The 15240-nt window shown below is 58.3% G+C and carries 11 protein-coding genes; 1 reads left to right on the top strand and 10 read right to left on the bottom strand.

Translation table 11 applies throughout. The features are described 5' to 3' along the window. Positions 1–329 precede the first annotated feature (329 nt). The 6 genes from phoU to PPP56_RS08695 form a co-directional block, all read right to left on the bottom strand. Positions 330–1058, bottom strand: a complete 729-nt coding sequence (gene phoU / locus PPP56_RS08670; protein WP_353563644.1) for a phosphate signaling complex protein PhoU — start codon at positions 1056–1058, stop codon at positions 330–332. A 49-nt stretch (positions 1059–1107) separates the two neighbouring features. Beyond that, positions 1108–2019, bottom strand: coding sequence for a phosphate ABC transporter ATP-binding protein PstB (gene pstB, locus PPP56_RS08675; protein WP_353563645.1), 912 nt, complete (start codon positions 2017–2019; stop codon positions 1108–1110). A 93-nt stretch (positions 2020–2112) separates the two neighbouring features. Continuing rightward, a complete protein-coding gene (gene pstA, locus PPP56_RS08680; protein ID WP_353563646.1) occupies positions 2113–2988 on the bottom strand; it encodes a phosphate ABC transporter permease PstA in 876 nt (291 codons plus the stop codon). Then, a complete protein-coding gene (pstC, locus tag PPP56_RS08685; RefSeq protein WP_353563647.1) occupies positions 2988–3950 on the bottom strand; it encodes a phosphate ABC transporter permease subunit PstC in 963 nt (320 codons plus the stop codon). Before pstC ends, pstA begins: the two co-directional genes overlap by 1 nt. A 212-nt stretch (positions 3951–4162) precedes the next feature. Next, positions 4163–5215 carry a PstS family phosphate ABC transporter substrate-binding protein gene (locus tag PPP56_RS08690; RefSeq protein WP_353563648.1) on the bottom strand — a complete coding sequence of 351 codons (1053 nt, stop codon included), beginning with the start codon at positions 5213–5215 and terminating at the stop codon, positions 4163–4165. A gap of 71 nt (positions 5216–5286) precedes the next feature. Continuing rightward, entirely contained in the window at positions 5287–5994 is a 708-nt protein-coding gene (locus tag PPP56_RS08695) for a response regulator transcription factor (RefSeq protein ID WP_353563649.1), read from the bottom strand. A gap of 318 nt (positions 5995–6312) precedes the next feature. Here PPP56_RS08695 and PPP56_RS08700 point away from each other — a divergent pair, with 318 nt between their 5' ends. Next, the gene (locus tag PPP56_RS08700) at positions 6313–7620 is read left to right on the top strand and encodes an MATE family efflux transporter (protein ID WP_353563650.1); all 1308 of its coding nucleotides are present in this window, start codon (positions 6313–6315) and stop codon (positions 7618–7620) included. A 118-nt stretch (positions 7621–7738) separates the two neighbouring features. Here PPP56_RS08700 and htpX read toward each other — a convergent pair whose 3' ends face one another. The 4 genes from htpX to PPP56_RS08720 all read right to left on the bottom strand — a co-directional run. Further along, on the bottom strand, positions 7739–8572 hold the full coding sequence (gene htpX, locus PPP56_RS08705) for a zinc metalloprotease HtpX (protein WP_353563654.1): 834 nt from the start codon (positions 8570–8572) through the stop codon (positions 7739–7741). A 288-nt stretch (positions 8573–8860) separates the two neighbouring features. Further along, positions 8861–9544 (bottom strand): Uma2 family endonuclease, encoded by a 684-nt coding sequence (locus PPP56_RS08710; RefSeq protein ID WP_353563655.1) that lies wholly within the window; start codon positions 9542–9544, stop codon positions 8861–8863. Positions 9545–9642: 98 nt separating this feature from the next. Then, a complete protein-coding gene (locus PPP56_RS08715; protein ID WP_353563651.1) occupies positions 9643–11415 on the bottom strand; it encodes a DUF885 domain-containing protein in 1773 nt (590 codons plus the stop codon). Positions 11416–11547: 132 nt separating this feature from the next. Then, a partial coding sequence (locus tag PPP56_RS08720) for an ATP-binding protein (RefSeq protein ID WP_353563652.1) occupies positions 11548–15240 on the bottom strand: 3693 nt, incomplete at its 5' end.

Genomic DNA, 15240 nt, shown 5'->3' on the forward strand with positions numbered 1-15240 from the left:
GCACAAGACATATCTTTTCAGCGCTCAAGATACGATACACGCTATCTCTGAAATGATTAGGCATAGAGGAAGAGCCGCCCGTGAGATACTGCTTGGAGTTTAACAGCTGTCTTGCGTGCCAAGTAGGTCAGTAGAGGTGTACTGTGAGGAGGATGCACAGCGACGAGCGTGTCGACCTGTGGCGTATCACCAGCTCCGCATGCTCCATTGGTGTATGGAGATGTGGACGGCCACACTACCACGTCTATCCTTCCATCCGTTCATCCCCACATCGAACGGATCATATAGACGAAGTAGACAGAATAGCACGTGAGTCCACAGAATGGATCTTACGGTCGGTTTTCTCCTGATGAGGAGGGGCGTCCCGATTCGGAGAGGCGCTGATGACGAATGTCTTTGCCCTCGATCAGAAAAACCACGCCTTGGGCGATGTTTTTTGCGTGGTCGGAGATGCGTTCGAGCGCCTTGCTTACTGCAATCAAATAAGCCAGCGCCTCTGCCTGGTCAGGGTTGACGCGCATTTGCTCAATGAGATGCGACAGGTTATCGGCATGGAGCCGGTTTACCTTTTGGTCACGCGCAATAACTTCGCGGGCTTGAAGGCGATCATGATTTAGAAAAGCCTCTTCTGCTCCATGAAGCATGCTTCGGGCCAGATCGGCCATGCGGGGCGTTGTCGTAGATGCGATCAGGCCAGGGTAGGGAGCCAGCGGAGCCGCGTTACGCGCTAAATTTCGGCAATGGTCACCGATGCGCTCAAAGTCGGTGTTGATCTTCACAGCCATGATGAGCATGCGCAGATCCGCCGCTACAGGCGTATGCAGCGCCAGGATTCGTTCGCACTGCTGGTCAATCGTCAGTTCCAGCGCATCCACTCTGCTGTCGCGTGATGCGACTTCTTCGCCGGCTTCGGCGTCGCCCTCAATGAGCGCATTCATTGCATGAGCCAGCTGTTCGTCTACCAGAGCCGCCATCGTGACCAGGTGGCGACGCAACGCGTCGAGTTCGCGATCAAGCTGGGGCCGGGGGCCATGTGAGGAAGATGCTGGAGTAGACATAGCATAAAAAATATTCAGAGGGGGGCATAACCTCTTCGATAGAAAATACTTATCCGAAGCGCCCAGTTACGTACGCTTCGGTACGTTTTTTCTTCGGCCGCGTAAAGACTTGCTCGGTATCCCCCATTTCAATCAGGCGCCCCATATACAGAAATACAGTCTCATCGCTTACGCGCGAAGCCTGCTGCATGCTGTGCGTTACAATTACGATGGTATAGTCTTTTCGAAGCTTACTAATTGTATCTTCGAACTTTCCTGTTGCTACCGGGTCAAGTGCGCTAGTCGGCTCATCCATTAGTAGAATATCAGGCTTTACAGCGAGGGCCCGTGCAATACAAAGCCGCTGTTGCTGCCCTCCACTTAGGTTATACGCACTGGAATGAAGGTTATCCTTGACCTCATCCCAGAGCGCAGCCTGACGAAGACACTCCTCAACCAGCGCGTCTTCATCTCCTGTATAGCCGTTTATCCGGGCACCCCATACGATATTTTTGTATATCGTCTTTGGGAACGGATTCGGCTTCTGGAAGACCATCCCGATGTGCCGACGCACCATCACGGGGTCCGCCCTATAGATGTCTTGGCCTTCTACGTCGACGGTGCCCTCTAACGTGGTGTTGGGAATTAACTCATTCATTCGGTTGAAACAGCGAATGAGCGTACTTTTTCCACACCCTGAGGGGCCAATAAGTGCGGTTACATGGTTTTTTTTAACCTCCATCGAGATGTCTTGGAGAGCATGGGTCCCATCGCCATACCAGAAGTCCAGGTTCTGAACGCGAATTTTGGTAGGTACCCCGTCTCGCACGTCGTCGCTGGAAGGCGTTGAGGACGCTGTAGAGCGATCGTCGGCAGCAGCCTTTTCGTCTGAGGAAACATTGTTAGAGGGTGGGGGCGCTCCCGTGTCCGCAGCCGAAGAGTTTGCGGGTGTACCTGCGTTGGGAGCATTGGAAGAAGCCATAGGACGTCAAGAGTACTGTACAAAATGCCATACAACAAGCGATTCGTATGGTAGAAGCTGCTACACAGCCGCTTCTACCATAACGATGGAGCGCTATCCGGTCAGTTGATCTTCAAAATAGTTGCGAAGCAGAATAGCAGACAGGTTCATCAGCAGAAGGAACGCTAAAAGCACGATGATAGCTGCTGCTGCCAGTTCCTGAAACGCAGCCCCTGGCTCTTCGGTCCACTGAAAAACAAGCATGGGGAGTGCAGTAAAGTCATCCAGGAGATGTGCTGGAGTAAAGTTGATCGCGAGTGCCGCTCCTACAAGTACAAGCGGGGCCGTCTCCCCAACAGCACGACTCAGCGAAAGAATAACGCCCGTTAAGATTCCGGGCAGGGCAATGGGAATGAGATGGTGCCATATCATCTGTGAACGCGTTGCCCCCAGTGCAAAAGCACTCTCGCGTATCCCTTGTGGTATGGAACGAATTGCCTCCTGTGTGCTGATGACTACAATGGGAAGCACCAAAAGTGACAGTGTGAGTCCGGCCGCGAGCAGACTATTTCCCATAGCAAACAGGTATACAAAGACCCCGAGCCCTAAGATACCATACACCACAGAGGGGACCCCCGCCAGGTTGGTGATATTTACCTGGATAACGCGCTTAAAGAGTCCCTCATCGGCGTACTCTTCTAAGTAGACAGCCGTACCCACACCAATCGGAACGGCTGTACCAGCCACGACTCCCATCAGGTAAAGCGACCCCACAATTGCGGGCCAGATTCCTGAGCCTTCCGGAGTCGCCCCGGGATAGCCAGAAATAAAAGAGCGGCTGAGCCAGCCCGCGCCCGTCGTCACCACGTCGACAATAAGCGTAGCTAATACCAGCAGTCCGAACACGGTCGCGAGAAAGAGCAGCCCTGTGATGACCTGCCCGTAACGGCGACGCTTTTGGAGTTGTGGATTAAATGCGTTGTCTTCCATTAGTAGTTTTCGCGATACCGACGAATAATCCAGTTTGCAGCGAGGTTCATACCAAGCGTGATTAGGTAAAGCAGCAGTCCTACCGCGAAGAGGCTCTGATAGCTGATCGTGCCCTGATCGATGTCTCCTTTGGCAACTTGCACGATGAATCCAGTCATTGTCTGAATCGACTCAAGCGGATTCGCCGTCAAGTTGGCTGTAGCTCCAGCCGCAATCGCAACAATCATCGTTTCTCCGATAGCTCGGCTCAGCGCCAGGATAAAGCTGGCGATAATACCACTCAGCGCAGCCGGCACGATTACACGCAGTACCACCTCAAATTTAGTAGCACCCAGCGCGTACGCCCCTTCTGCCAGAGAGTTAGGAACAGCGCGAATTGCATCCTCACTTACAGATGCGACCATGGGGATGATCATAATACCAACGACGAGCCCGGCACTTAACGCATTAAGAGGCGGTAGCGATGAGTCGATCCCCTGTATGATTACCCCCGATACGAAGGTAAGCGCAAAAAATCCATATACGACCGTTGGCACACCGGCAAGCACTTCAAGACTCGGCTTGAGCCAACGTCGCGCACGCGGCGAGGCGTACTCCGAAATGTAGATCGCGCTGGCCAGCCCAATTGGCATGGCAACAGCTGCCGCGATCACCGTAATTAGAAGCGTGCCCGCAACAAGCGGCAGTACACCAAAAGAGGGGTCAGTACTTGCGAAGCGCCACTCCGTGCCTGTCAGAAAGTCAATGACCGACACTTGAAGGAAGAAGCCGACAGACTCGTACAGCAAAATACCGATGATGCCAAGCGTTGTCAGCACCGTGAGCAGGGCACACGCTCCGAGTCCGTACTTAACGGCTTTCTCGCGTGGGCTTGCATACAGGTTCGCAGAGAAGTCGACTTTGGTGGATGCTCCCTCAGTCTCAGCAACAGCAGCCGATGCAGGTTCAGGAGAAGAGGACATATAGCAGCTATCAGAAAAACGGATGCGGATGGATGAAGGACGAACACGGCACGCACCCCTTGTTTGGCGCCTCGTTCAGGGTACGCCTGCTCGCCGAGGCTCAACCAGTTCGTCGTGAGCCAGGAAGCAGGTTGGCAAGGACCTGATCAACGGGGCCGTTCACATCGTGCTAAACGACCCTTGCGTGGCGTGATGTTCGCATAAGCACGGGTCTATTCAGATCCGGCACCGACTTCTTCGGCTCCCATGCCGTCAGCATTCATGCGCTCCAGAAGGTCTGATATGCGCACTCCGATCGTAGGTCCTGTCCCGCCAAACATGGTTCCCTCTATGCGATTTTCGAAGCGCTCCATTACCAGATCGTATACGTCTTCCTCAAACGGCACGTACTCGGCCTGTCGCACAAAGCGGCGCGCGTTCTCAATGTAATGCCGCACAAAAGGCTCCACTTCCGGATTGGCTTCCAGGCGGTCAATGTTCACGTAGATGAACTCGGGACGTGCCAGCGGCTGATACGTACCAGCAGATACTGTTTCTTGCGTCGGGCGGACACACCCCTCGCCCTGCTCGTTGTCGATCTCAATCAGACGCAGCGCGTCGCTGTTATTTTCATAGTATGATAGTCCGAAGAATGCCATTCCGTTTTCATCACGCGATACGCCCTGAACCACCGCGTTATCGGTATCACTTGCGTTGTAGCCGTCGCGCACGTTGCCACGCTCGCCGTTGATCGCTGCGGTAAAGTAATCAAACGTTCCGCTGGCTGGCGAACGTCCGTACAGGCGTAATTCTTTATCAGGGAAGTCATCGCGGATATCGCTCCAGCGCTCTACAGTGCTACCACGCTCCCATATAGCGCGCAACTCACTGACCGTGAGGCATGATACGAAATCATTACCGGTGTGCGTGGTTACCGTGAGCCCGTCGTACCCGATCGGAAGCTCAATGAATCGCACATTGTTCTCTCGCGCACGATTCAGTTCATCTTCCCGAATGGGGCGCGATGCGCCTGTTACGTCTGTCTCATTACGAAGGAAGCGCTGAAAGCCCGCTGAGGTACCGCTGTTACTGGCAACGACCCGCTTGCCCGGATATTCGCCCTGATAGTCACTCACAGCTGCTCGCGAAATGGGAAAGACCGTGCTTGATCCATCAACCCGCACCGTGTCTGTAGATCCGCCGCCGCATCCAGTCATCGCAGAAAGTCCAGCAACAAGTAGGAGCGAAAGAATACAGGCCGTGACGGTGGGTGTATAGCGCGTCATGTGCTTCATAAATAAAGTCAACGTGAAAAATGTGTTAGCGGTAACTGCAAACGGGGCGCCGTGTGACGGGTCTATTCTTTGAAACGATACCCAACGCCTTTCACCGTCTCAATAAGGGCACTGCCCACTTTTTCGCGGATCTTCCGAATGTGGACGTCGACCGTGCGGTCAACGACATACACATCTGGGCCCCACACGTTGTCCAGGATCTCCTGACGCGAAAATACTTTGCCGGGGTGCGAAGCCAGAAAGTACAGCAGTTCAAACTCTTTCCGCGGCATCCGCATCTCTTTTGAACTGCCGTTTTCTTGCTCTTGGTAGACCAGGTAGCGGTCGCGATCAATCGTGAGCGTGTGCACCGTAAGCTGGTCGGGGGGCGTGTCGTAGCGCTCTGCACTACGCAGCAGTGCACGGGCCTGGCTGAGAATCACCGATACCGATACCGGCTTGCTCAGGTAGATGTCGGCCCCGACGTCCAGCCCCTGTACCTGGTCGTCTTCTTCAGAGCGGGCCGTGAGCATCATGATGGGGGTGGTGCGCAGGTGGGCATCCTTACGTAGCTGTTCACACACCTGAATGCCGTCAAGGCGCGGCATCATCACGTCCAATACAATGAGATCAGGTTCGAGCGCGCGCGCTTTCTCAAGCGCTTCGACTCCATCTTTGGCCAGTGCCGTTTCGAATCCCTCTTGCTCCATGTTGTACTTTAGCAGGCTGAGCAAGTCTTGCTCGTCATCCACTATAAGAACTAACGGGGAGCCGTCTGAGGTCGCAGTCACAGGCAGAATGAGGACTGTTAAACAATAAGGCTTACATCACACTGTACCATATAATGTGTTTTCCGTTGTTATCCAACTTTTATCATATTGCAGCGAATCCACGAAATTTGAGACAGATTCTGACTGTTTCGCTCTTCTTTCGCCCCCTTGCCTCAGTTTCACGTCTCCTCTCACCCTCTCACTGCATCGAAGCGTTCTGTCACGTTAGGTCACCGTTCTACAGGTCGCCAGTCAACACCTGAACTTTTAGGGGTGCGCTTCGTGTGCACGCGCGCCCTGTACCTGCTTGTTCCCTAAACCGCTTTTGTGTAGTCTCTTATGCGCCTGTGGACCCACGACGACCGTGCTATCTTTAGGCTCGCCATTCCAGCACTGGCCGGACTGGCTGCCGATCCGCTCGTCTCGTTGGTCGATACTGCTTTTGTGGGACAGCTCGGACGCGTGCCGCTGGCAGCGCTGGGTGTGAACGCATCGCTCTTTTCGATGGCGTTCGTCATCTTTAACTTTCTGGCGTACGGCACAACCCCGCGCGTAGGGCGCCATGTGGGGAACGGCAATCGCGAAGCTGCCGGACGTGTCGTGGTACGCGCGGTAGTTCTCGCGCTCATCGCTGGTGCTGTTGCGCTGGTCACTCTGCAACTGGCTGCAGTTCCGCTGCTGCGCCTCATGGGGGCAACCGGCGAACTGCTCGATCCGGCGCTGGAGTACTTGCGTATCCGCGCCTTCGCAGGGCCAGCGGTGCTGCTGATTACAGCTGGAAACGGCGCGTTTCGAGGGTATCAGGATACGCGCACACCCATGTACATCACGATCGGACTCAATCTGGTCAACCTCATTCTGGACCCGATCCTGATCTTCGGACTCGGATGGGGGCTTACCGGCGCGGCGGTGGCTACCGTTGTCGCACAGTGGATTGGCGCCATCGCCTTTCTCTGGCTGCTGTTTCAGACCCGAAGCGATGCGTTTAGCGTCTCCTGGTTCTGGCCCGCTCCACGCACCCTGGTTCCCCTGCTCAAGGTGGGGCGCGACCTCATTGCCCGCACCGCCGCACTGGTCGGCACCATGACGCTCGCCACCGCCGTCGCCACACGCGTGGGCGTCACCGCCGTGGCGGCTCATCAGGTCGCCGCCCAGCTCTGGCTTTTTATGGCGCTGATCGTCGATGCGCTCGCCGTAGCAGCTCAGGCACTCGTCGCAAAGCATCTCGGCGCCCATGCCCCCGAACGCGCCCGCACCGTGTCGAACAGAATCATCGGATGGGGGCTCCTCTTGGGTGTCGGACTTGGCGCCGGGTTTGCCCTATTGCAGCCCGTCTTGCCGCAGTTCTTCACAGACGACCCGGCTACCATCGCCGCCATCCTCTCCGTGTTTCCCATTGTAGCGCTCTTGCAGCCGCTGAACGGATTCGTGTTCGTGGGCGACGGTATTTACATGGGCGCCGAGCGCTTTCCATATCTGGCCAAGGCCATGCTGCTCTCTGCCGGCGGAGCCGCCGTGGTGCTGCTCCTGGTGCTGCCGATGGGGTGGGGGCTCACTGGCGTCTGGATGGGTATTACCACGCTCATGGTGCTGCGTACGCTCACGCTTGCCCTTCCGTACGCACGCGGACATGCCCTGCAATCGTAATCTGTGTGATGGATTGCAGGCCATGCCCGCGTGCGTTTGCCCGTGCTGCTACTGTAGCGGTGTTTCTCGCGCGGCATACGCTGTGACACGCACGCCTCTCCGTGCGGTCCTCTACCGGTTACGTGCCCGAACGGGCCATCTGCTGCAGACGAGAAATACGCTCTTCTGTAGATGGGTGCGTCGAAAAGAGCGTGCGGAGTCCGCTCATGCCGCCTGAGAACGGATTCACGATGAACAGGTGCGAGGTGGCCTCGCTTCCACCGCGCATCGGGCGCTGCTGGGCGGCGCGCTCCAGTCGCTGCAGGGCGTTTGCCAGCCCGCGCGGATTGCCCGCAATGTCGGCCCCGTCGCGGTCGGCCACGTACTCGCGTGAGCGCGAAATGGCCATCTGAATCAGCACCGCTGCCAGCGGAGCCAGAATCATCATCAGCAGCATGCTCACAAAGTTCTGGTCGCGGCCGCCAAAGAAGAAGCCGAAGCGCGCCAGCAATGTGATCGCCGCCGCCATGGTCGCAGCCACCGACGAGATCAGAATGTCGCGGTTCTTGATGTGGGCCAGCTCATGGGCAATCACGCCCTCCAACTCGTCTCGGCTCAGCGTGCGCATGATGCCCTGCGTAACTGCCACAACGCCGTTCTGAGGATTGCGCCCCGTTGCAAACGCATTCGGCTGATCTTGTGGAATGATGCACACCCGGGGCATGGGCAGATCCGCGCGCTTGCGCAGCCGGTCTACCATGTCGTAGAGCTCCGGCGCATCTGCACGCTGGATCTCTTGCGCACCGTGCATCTTCAGCACGATCGAGTCGCTAAACCAATAGCTGAAAAAGTTGAGCCCGAGTGCAATTACGAGTGCAATCGTCATGCCGCCCGAGCCGCCAATAGCGCCGCCGACGAGCGCAAAAAGTACAATCAGGAAGGCCATCAAGGCCGTAGTGCGAAGTGTGCCCATCATAATTATACGGTGCAGGCATTAGGAACGATACTACAACTGTGCATCTATCCTAAATCTCAAACCCTATACCGCAGTTCATCATGACGCCAAAATGACAGTGCTCTGTTACGGCTTCGTGCCGTTTACCGAGACCAACAGCACCTGTATCTGCGTGCATACACGCCTTGTTTTTTTGGATGCGGAGCGCCATGCTCTGCCCACCCGTTTCCTCGTAGCCCAGCGGCTACAGCCCTGTTGCCTGCAGTGGTCGCACGCACGGGAAAGAATGCTCCGCACGCAAGCCGATCACGCGCCCTGCACCCGCTCCACAAACGCCTGATGCGCTTCGCTGCCGAGCGACGCGTTGAGCCGAGCCAGCACCGCCGCCGGGTTGTCATCTAAGAGCGCCCCCACGTCCAATACCAATCCGGGAAACGTCATGCTGTGCAGACAGCCTTCATCGTCGGGCGACTGCGTCTTGTACGCTCCACCGTCCAGCTGAAACCAGTCGATGCGCCCCTCCGCGATCTGCCATACCACATACTCCTGTACGCCATTGCGCCGATACGCACGCTTTTTGTCGTGCAAGTCGTACGCTGCGCTGCTGTGCGCCACCTCTACCACCAGCTCCGGTGGCCCCTCAATGTAATCGTCCTCGTTGATGCGCGACTGTCCGCCACGTGCTTCATCAATGCGCAGAAGGGCATCGGGCTGCGGCTCGTTGTCGAGGTCGAGTTGCACGGTGGCGTTGTCATGCACGGTAACGCCTGGAGTTTGAATCGCATAGGTACCCAACCATGTGGTAAGGTACGCATGAGGCTGGCTATGCTGTCTTGCTGTTACCGGAGATGGCATATACACTATTCCTTCGATAAGTTCAGCTTTCTTGACATCCGGCATCGCCTCGTAGCGCCGCTCAAACTCACGACGCGTGAGCCGGTCGCCGTTTTTGAGTTGAGGCGGAGCTGGGACGGAAGCAGACATGGCCATGACACGAAGGGATCGGTGGAGCATACGGCGGACATGCAGGGTCTCCTGCTTTGTGCAGAAACGATGCACCTGCATAAGAGATCCGTTCGTTGGGGCTGCTACTCCGCATCTGCATGGGTCTGCTCGATGTAGCGATCCACGGCATCCTGCAGCACGGGCAGCGGCACCGATCCGTTGGCCAGCACCGCGTCGTGGAAGGTGCGCACGTCGAAGTCCTCGCCCAGGGCGCTCTCGGCTTCGGCGCGCATATCGCGAATCGCCAGCTCACCGATCTTGTACGCCAGCGCCTGTCCCGGCCAGGCAATGTAGCGGTCGACCTCGGTGGTGATGTTGTGCAGCGACAGCGCCGAGTTCTGCGCCATAAAGTCGATCGCTTCCTGGCGGCTCCAGTCCAGCGCATGCATGCCGGTGTCAACCACGAGCCGCAGGGCACGCCACATCTCATAGGTGAGCCGCCCAAAATCGCTGTACGGATCCTCGTAGAAACCGTCTACTTCCAGCCCCAGCCGCTCAGCGTAGAGCGCCCAGCCCTCCACAAACGCGGTGAAGCTGGAGAAACGACGAAACGGCGGCAGGTCTTCCAGCTCCTGCTGCAGCGCAATCTGCAAATGGTGCCCCGGCACGGCCTCGTGTAGCGAGAGGGCCTCCACCTCGTAGAGCGGACGGCTTGCCAGGTCGTGCGTGTTCACGTAGTAGAACCCGGCGCGGGTGCCGTCGCCTGCCGGACGCTGGTAGTAGGCGGTGGTGGTACGCGGTGCGATGTAGTCGGGCACCGGACGAATGCCGTAGGGCATGCGGGGGAGCGTTTCGAACAGCTCGGGCAAGGCGCCGTCCATCTGCTTCAAGACGTAGGCCACCTCTTTCATAAGCTCCTCGGGCGTATCTGCATAGAACTGTTCATCAGTGCGCAGAAACTCCACGAATCCATCGAAATCATCACCAAACCCCTCTGCTTCTACGATCTCCATCATCTCATTGCGTATGCGCTCAACCTCCTCCAGTCCGGTTTCGTGAACCTCCTCAGGGGTCAGGTCGAGCGTGGTGAAGTACTGCACCCGGTGCGCATAGAACGCTTCGCCGTCGGGCAGCTCGGAAGCAGCGATCGATGCCCGTGAGGCGGGCATGTACTCTTCTTCCATAAATGCCAGGAACGCCTCGTAACCCGGCACCACAGCGTCCATGATGGCAGCCTTCCCCGCTGCGCGAAGCCGTTCTCGCTCATCATCCCCGATGCGTCCTGGAAATGACGCAAACGCGTCGTAGAGCTGATGCGCTTCAGGATCATCTACAATGTGCGGCGTAATGGCGTCCTGCGCATCCTCAAGCACAATAGCGGGCAGCACGTAGCCCTCTTCGATGCCCGTACGCATAATGGTGATGTGCTCCTGGGCATAGCGATCAAACGCCTGCAGCCGTGCAATGAAGTCCTCGTAGTCGGCTACCGTGTTGAGCGGCATGCGGTCGGCCAGCTGCGGAAACGAGATGTGAAAGCCGCTTCGGTTGCTGATTGGCATCAGGTAGGTGCGGAAGTCATGCTCGGCGATGCGCCGCCCCAGCACCTGTTCGAAGATGTCGTAGTTGACCTGGTCGTCGCGGTCGAGCGCGCTACGATCGATGTTCTGCAGCTGCTCTAAGAACGCCTCCTCCTGCTCGCGCTCCGCCTGCGCAGCGGCCACACTCACCTCCGGAAGGCGGTCGTTGTACGCGTGCACGCCAACCGATGTCGCGAAGAGCGGGTTGGCCTGCAGCCGGTACTGCCACGCCTCATCAAACAGGTCGTAGAGCGCGTCATCCGGACTCTGCGCCGTGCCGGGTATAGCCAGTGCCAGTAGCAGGAGAAGGGGCAGGGGGATGCGAAACGGATTGGGCATGGCAACACAGAGCAGATGCGTAAACGGCGGATATGCAACATAGGAAGCATCCGGCTTTTGTGCCACCCCCGCAGCTCTGTGTTTGTCCTATGGCGGTGTCGACTATAGAGATGTTGGCTGTAGAGGTGTTGGCTACAGCGTATCGGCCTCATCGGTGAGTGGCAGGTGGATGCGGAAGGTAGTACCGACCCCTTCCGTCGTCGTAAACGTGATGTCTCCATCCAGTTCGCGAAGGGTCTTGTGCGCAATAGCCAGTCCGAGACCGGTTCCACTCGTCTTCGTCGAGAAATTCGGTTGGAAGATCTTATCGCGCTTATCAGCCGGAATGCCGACGCCGTTGTCTTTAACCGTGAGCTCGGCGCGCCCATGCGGGGGCCCGTCATCGGCGTCTTTGCGACGGGTCGCCACGCGAATATGCGGGTCTCGCTCATCGGGAATGGCCTGCAGCGCGTTTTTGAGCAGGTTGATGCATACGCGGCGCAGCTCCTCGCGGTCGGCCTCTACGACAAGCGGCTCGCTGTGCCACTGTGTGGTGATAGCCTCCTCAGACGCCTCCTCGCGCATGAGCTGCACGGCTTCCTGCGCCACCTCGTTTACATCGAGTGGTTCGAGCACACGCGTGGGAAGGCGCGCAAACGACGAGAACTCATTCGCGATACGCGAGAGCGTGTTGATCTGGTCAATGAGCGTGTTGGTGATGCGCTCAAACAGCTCGGCAAACGTATCCTCGTCAGGGTGCTCACCTTCTGCATCTGCTATCGCACTCCGGCGACGCTGAAACGCACGCTGCAGGTGCTGCAGCGAGAGCTTCATAGGGGTGAGCGGATTTTTGATTTCGTGCGCTACCTGCCGGGCCATCTCGCGCCAGGCCATCTCGCGCTCTTGCTGCGCCAGCTGGCGGCGCTGCTCGGCCAGCTGTGCTCGCATGTCGTTGAATGTCTGTACCAGCTCGCCAATCTCGTCGCGCGTCTGCACCGGCAACATGCGTGCGAAGCGTCCCTCTCCCACCGCCTGTAGCCCTTCACGCAGCTGAGCAATGGGCTGAGCAATCGCGTTGGCCACAAGCGAAGCCGTGATCATGACAACAATAACAAGCATGAGCAGTGCGCCAAACAGGTACGCCAGCGTGCGCGCCTGCTCCTCTTCAAGCCGCTCCTGCTGCGCCAGTGTAGGAACAGCCAGCACCACGCGTGGCCGTCCCTCGTCGTCGGTCAAGGCTTTGTATCCAACGCGGTACTCGAACGTGCCAATGGCGGCCTGCGCAGTCGTAAAGCGCCGCTGCTCCAGGTACAGCGCCTGGTACACGTCCATCGGCAGCCGGGGCGCTACAAGTCCGTCGCGCACCAGACGCGGACGGCTGGTTTCCGTGAGGAGCCCGTCTTCGTAGACATCGAGGTCGGTTCCCATGCGCACCGACAGCGCGTTCATGTCGATGCGTTCCACAGTGCGAAAGATGCGCTCTCCGCTCCGCGCTTCCAGGGCCAGGCTCTCCTCGATGCGTGTGAGCATCTCGTTAAGCCGCTGCTCCACGCTGCGATCGCCCTCGTCTTTCACCACTTGCACGCCAATGCCTCCTACGGCAAACGCTGCGGCCACCCCAACAGCCAGGAATGCGCTAAGCACCTTATCGCGAAACCGGACCCGCTCGGCAGGCAACAGACCAAACCGGTAGCGCAGTGCCAGTCCAATCAGGTACAGCACCGTTCCGAGCCCGAGCACAGCCACGGTGATGCGAAACAGGTAGTAGAGATGGTCGAAGATCATAATCGTTGGCAGTCGCGCTGCAACGACCTGCTCCTCTGCAGGACCTGCGCGGTAGTATGTAAGGAAGCGCTGACTGTCGTCGGTGGCTCGCTCCCAGAACGAAGGCTCGTCTTGCAGCCGCTGGCGCACGGGAAAGGGAAGACGCCCCTGTTCGAAAGCCGCCCCTTGACTCCGCTGCAGCGTACCCTTTCGAAAGTCGGCCAGCGCCAGCTCGGCATACAGGTCGCTATATGACCCATCGGGTAGGAAGACACGCGGAATGTCACGCCCGCTTCCCAGGAGGCCCGCCCGGGACTCGATGCGTACCATCACCCAGTGCAGGGGCGAGGGGCCCGTTACGCGCTGCAGGCCTACGTACTCTACACCGCCCTGCGTGCGATGATCGCGGCTCAGGTCGTCGGGGAGCGGCGTTGCAATAGGCCCGCTTCCGCCCTGCATGGCGTAGAGCGTCTGCATCCGCTGGAAGATCTCTTCATCTTCAGGAGAGAAGCGAACACGCTCTGGCTGCACGCCCGGGGTAGCATACTGCGTCTGGGGCGTGCCCGACGAGTCGAGGAGCACGAGGCGCGACTCGTACGGGCTAAGCGAAGTAAGAAGCGAGCCCCGCAGAGCATCGGTTGCAATGGCATCGAGGCTATCGGCTGTGATGGAGGGCTGGTCCCACTGGTTCAGGTCATTGCTTACACCATCCACAATCTGCTGCAGTGCAAACAAGAGGCGCGGGTTGCGCCCTTCCGCAAACGACTGAGCGGCCTCAGCCATTCGGCTCTGGCGTTGCACGTCCATGCCTACGTAGAGCATGGCATACAGCGCGGTGGCCAGAAGCACAGCTGCAGGCAGTAAGTGCTTAAGCGTAAGCTGGTTGAGCCCGTAGTGCCTCCAGCTGTAACCAGCCAGGGCTACGCCGCCAGCGCCAACCAGGAGTCCGGCAGCTACGAGCGGCGCTACCACGCTCGATGGAGTCACGAAGAACAGGAGCAGTGCGGTAGCAGCCAGGGCGGCGGCACTACTTACACCGGCCAGTGCGGAAATCCCATAACCAGGCCAGGTGTAGAGCACCAGGCGCGCGGTTGTCCACCACAGCGTGATGAGCACCAGAAAGAGCCCGACTACCAGAAGCATGAGCCCGCTGAACACAACCAGGATAAGCGGTTCAGCGAGGAGTCCAGTGCGTGCGAAGAAGTTGAGCGTGCTATCCACTACAGCACGTTCTACCACGTAAGCAACGGCCAGTCCCCCACTGAGTCCGATAAGGGGGAGCGCCGTGCAAACAACAGCGGTAAGGGGCAGCGACGGCCAGCCCGGCGTGCGCTCTCGCAGATGTTCACGCCACGACCTGCTGTTGGGCCAGACCGGACGCAGCTTGAGTCCAACTGCAAAGCACACTACAGCGATACCAAAAGCCGCGCCTCCCGTGAGCAGCAGGTCACCGATCGACCGCATCAGCCCGCCGCCGATTCCTGATGCCAGGTTCGCCGGATCGAAAAGCGTGCTGCCTGCCGCCATGCCGTCGATCCATCGTACGGGCATGTCTATCGCGAGCGCAACATAGCGAAGGATCATGATGCCCCCTACGAGAACCGCTCCCCATTGCATGAGCGGGAAGAGCGTATGAGTTTGCCGCCGCCGCGCACGCGTCCACGCCTGTACAAACCGGTATGCCGCCCCACCAAGCAGCCAGACGAAGAGCGCGAGTATCAGCGCACTGCGAACGTCTCCAATGCGCTGCTGTGCCAGACGCGTAAGCTGCGCGTGCGATGGCTGTACAACGTGGACCTGTGCAATTGCTTCGCCGTGGAGATTGTGTAGCGTACGTGTGTTGGAACGCTGCACATCGGCGCGATCTGCAGAGGCCGGATCGGAGTACCAGCTTACGTCAACAGGAAGAGGGAGGGAGGCGGCCCACTGCGCGCTCAGGCGGTAGGATCGAATAAATCGGTTTTGGACCGGCGGGTCGATGCGCACGAGGCGCATCATGCGTATCGCCCCGAGCGCACGCCCCTCGACACGGATTGGTGCCCAGACAACCAGCGCGGTTTGGGCTCCCTCTTTGTGAGCCAC

Origin of the sequence: Longimonas sp. (assembly GCF_040409695.1) — a bacterium.
In the GTDB taxonomy this organism is placed as follows: domain Bacteria; phylum Bacteroidota; class Rhodothermia; order Rhodothermales; family Salinibacteraceae; genus Longimonas.

Coding starts and splice junctions, on each gene's coding strand:
- phoU (WP_353563644.1), bottom strand. CDS start 1,058: ATGTCTACTCCAGCATCTTCCTCACATGGCCCCCGGCCCCAGCTTGAT.
- pstB (WP_353563645.1), bottom strand. CDS start 2,019: ATGGCTTCTTCCAATGCTCCCAACGCAGGTACACCCGCAAACTCTTCG.
- pstA (WP_353563646.1), bottom strand. CDS start 2,988: ATGGAAGACAACGCATTTAATCCACAACTCCAAAAGCGTCGCCGTTAC.
- pstC (WP_353563647.1), bottom strand. CDS start 3,950: ATGTCCTCTTCTCCTGAACCTGCATCGGCTGCTGTTGCTGAGACTGAG.
- PPP56_RS08690 (WP_353563648.1), bottom strand. CDS start 5,215: ATGACGCGCTATACACCCACCGTCACGGCCTGTATTCTTTCGCTCCTA.
- PPP56_RS08700 (WP_353563650.1), top strand. CDS start 6,313: ATGCGCCTGTGGACCCACGACGACCGTGCTATCTTTAGGCTCGCCATT.
- htpX (WP_353563654.1), bottom strand. CDS start 8,572: ATGGGCACACTTCGCACTACGGCCTTGATGGCCTTCCTGATTGTACTT.
- PPP56_RS08710 (WP_353563655.1), bottom strand. CDS start 9,544: ATGGCCATGTCTGCTTCCGTCCCAGCTCCGCCTCAACTCAAAAACGGC.
- PPP56_RS08715 (WP_353563651.1), bottom strand. CDS start 11,415: ATGCCCAATCCGTTTCGCATCCCCCTGCCCCTTCTCCTGCTACTGGCA.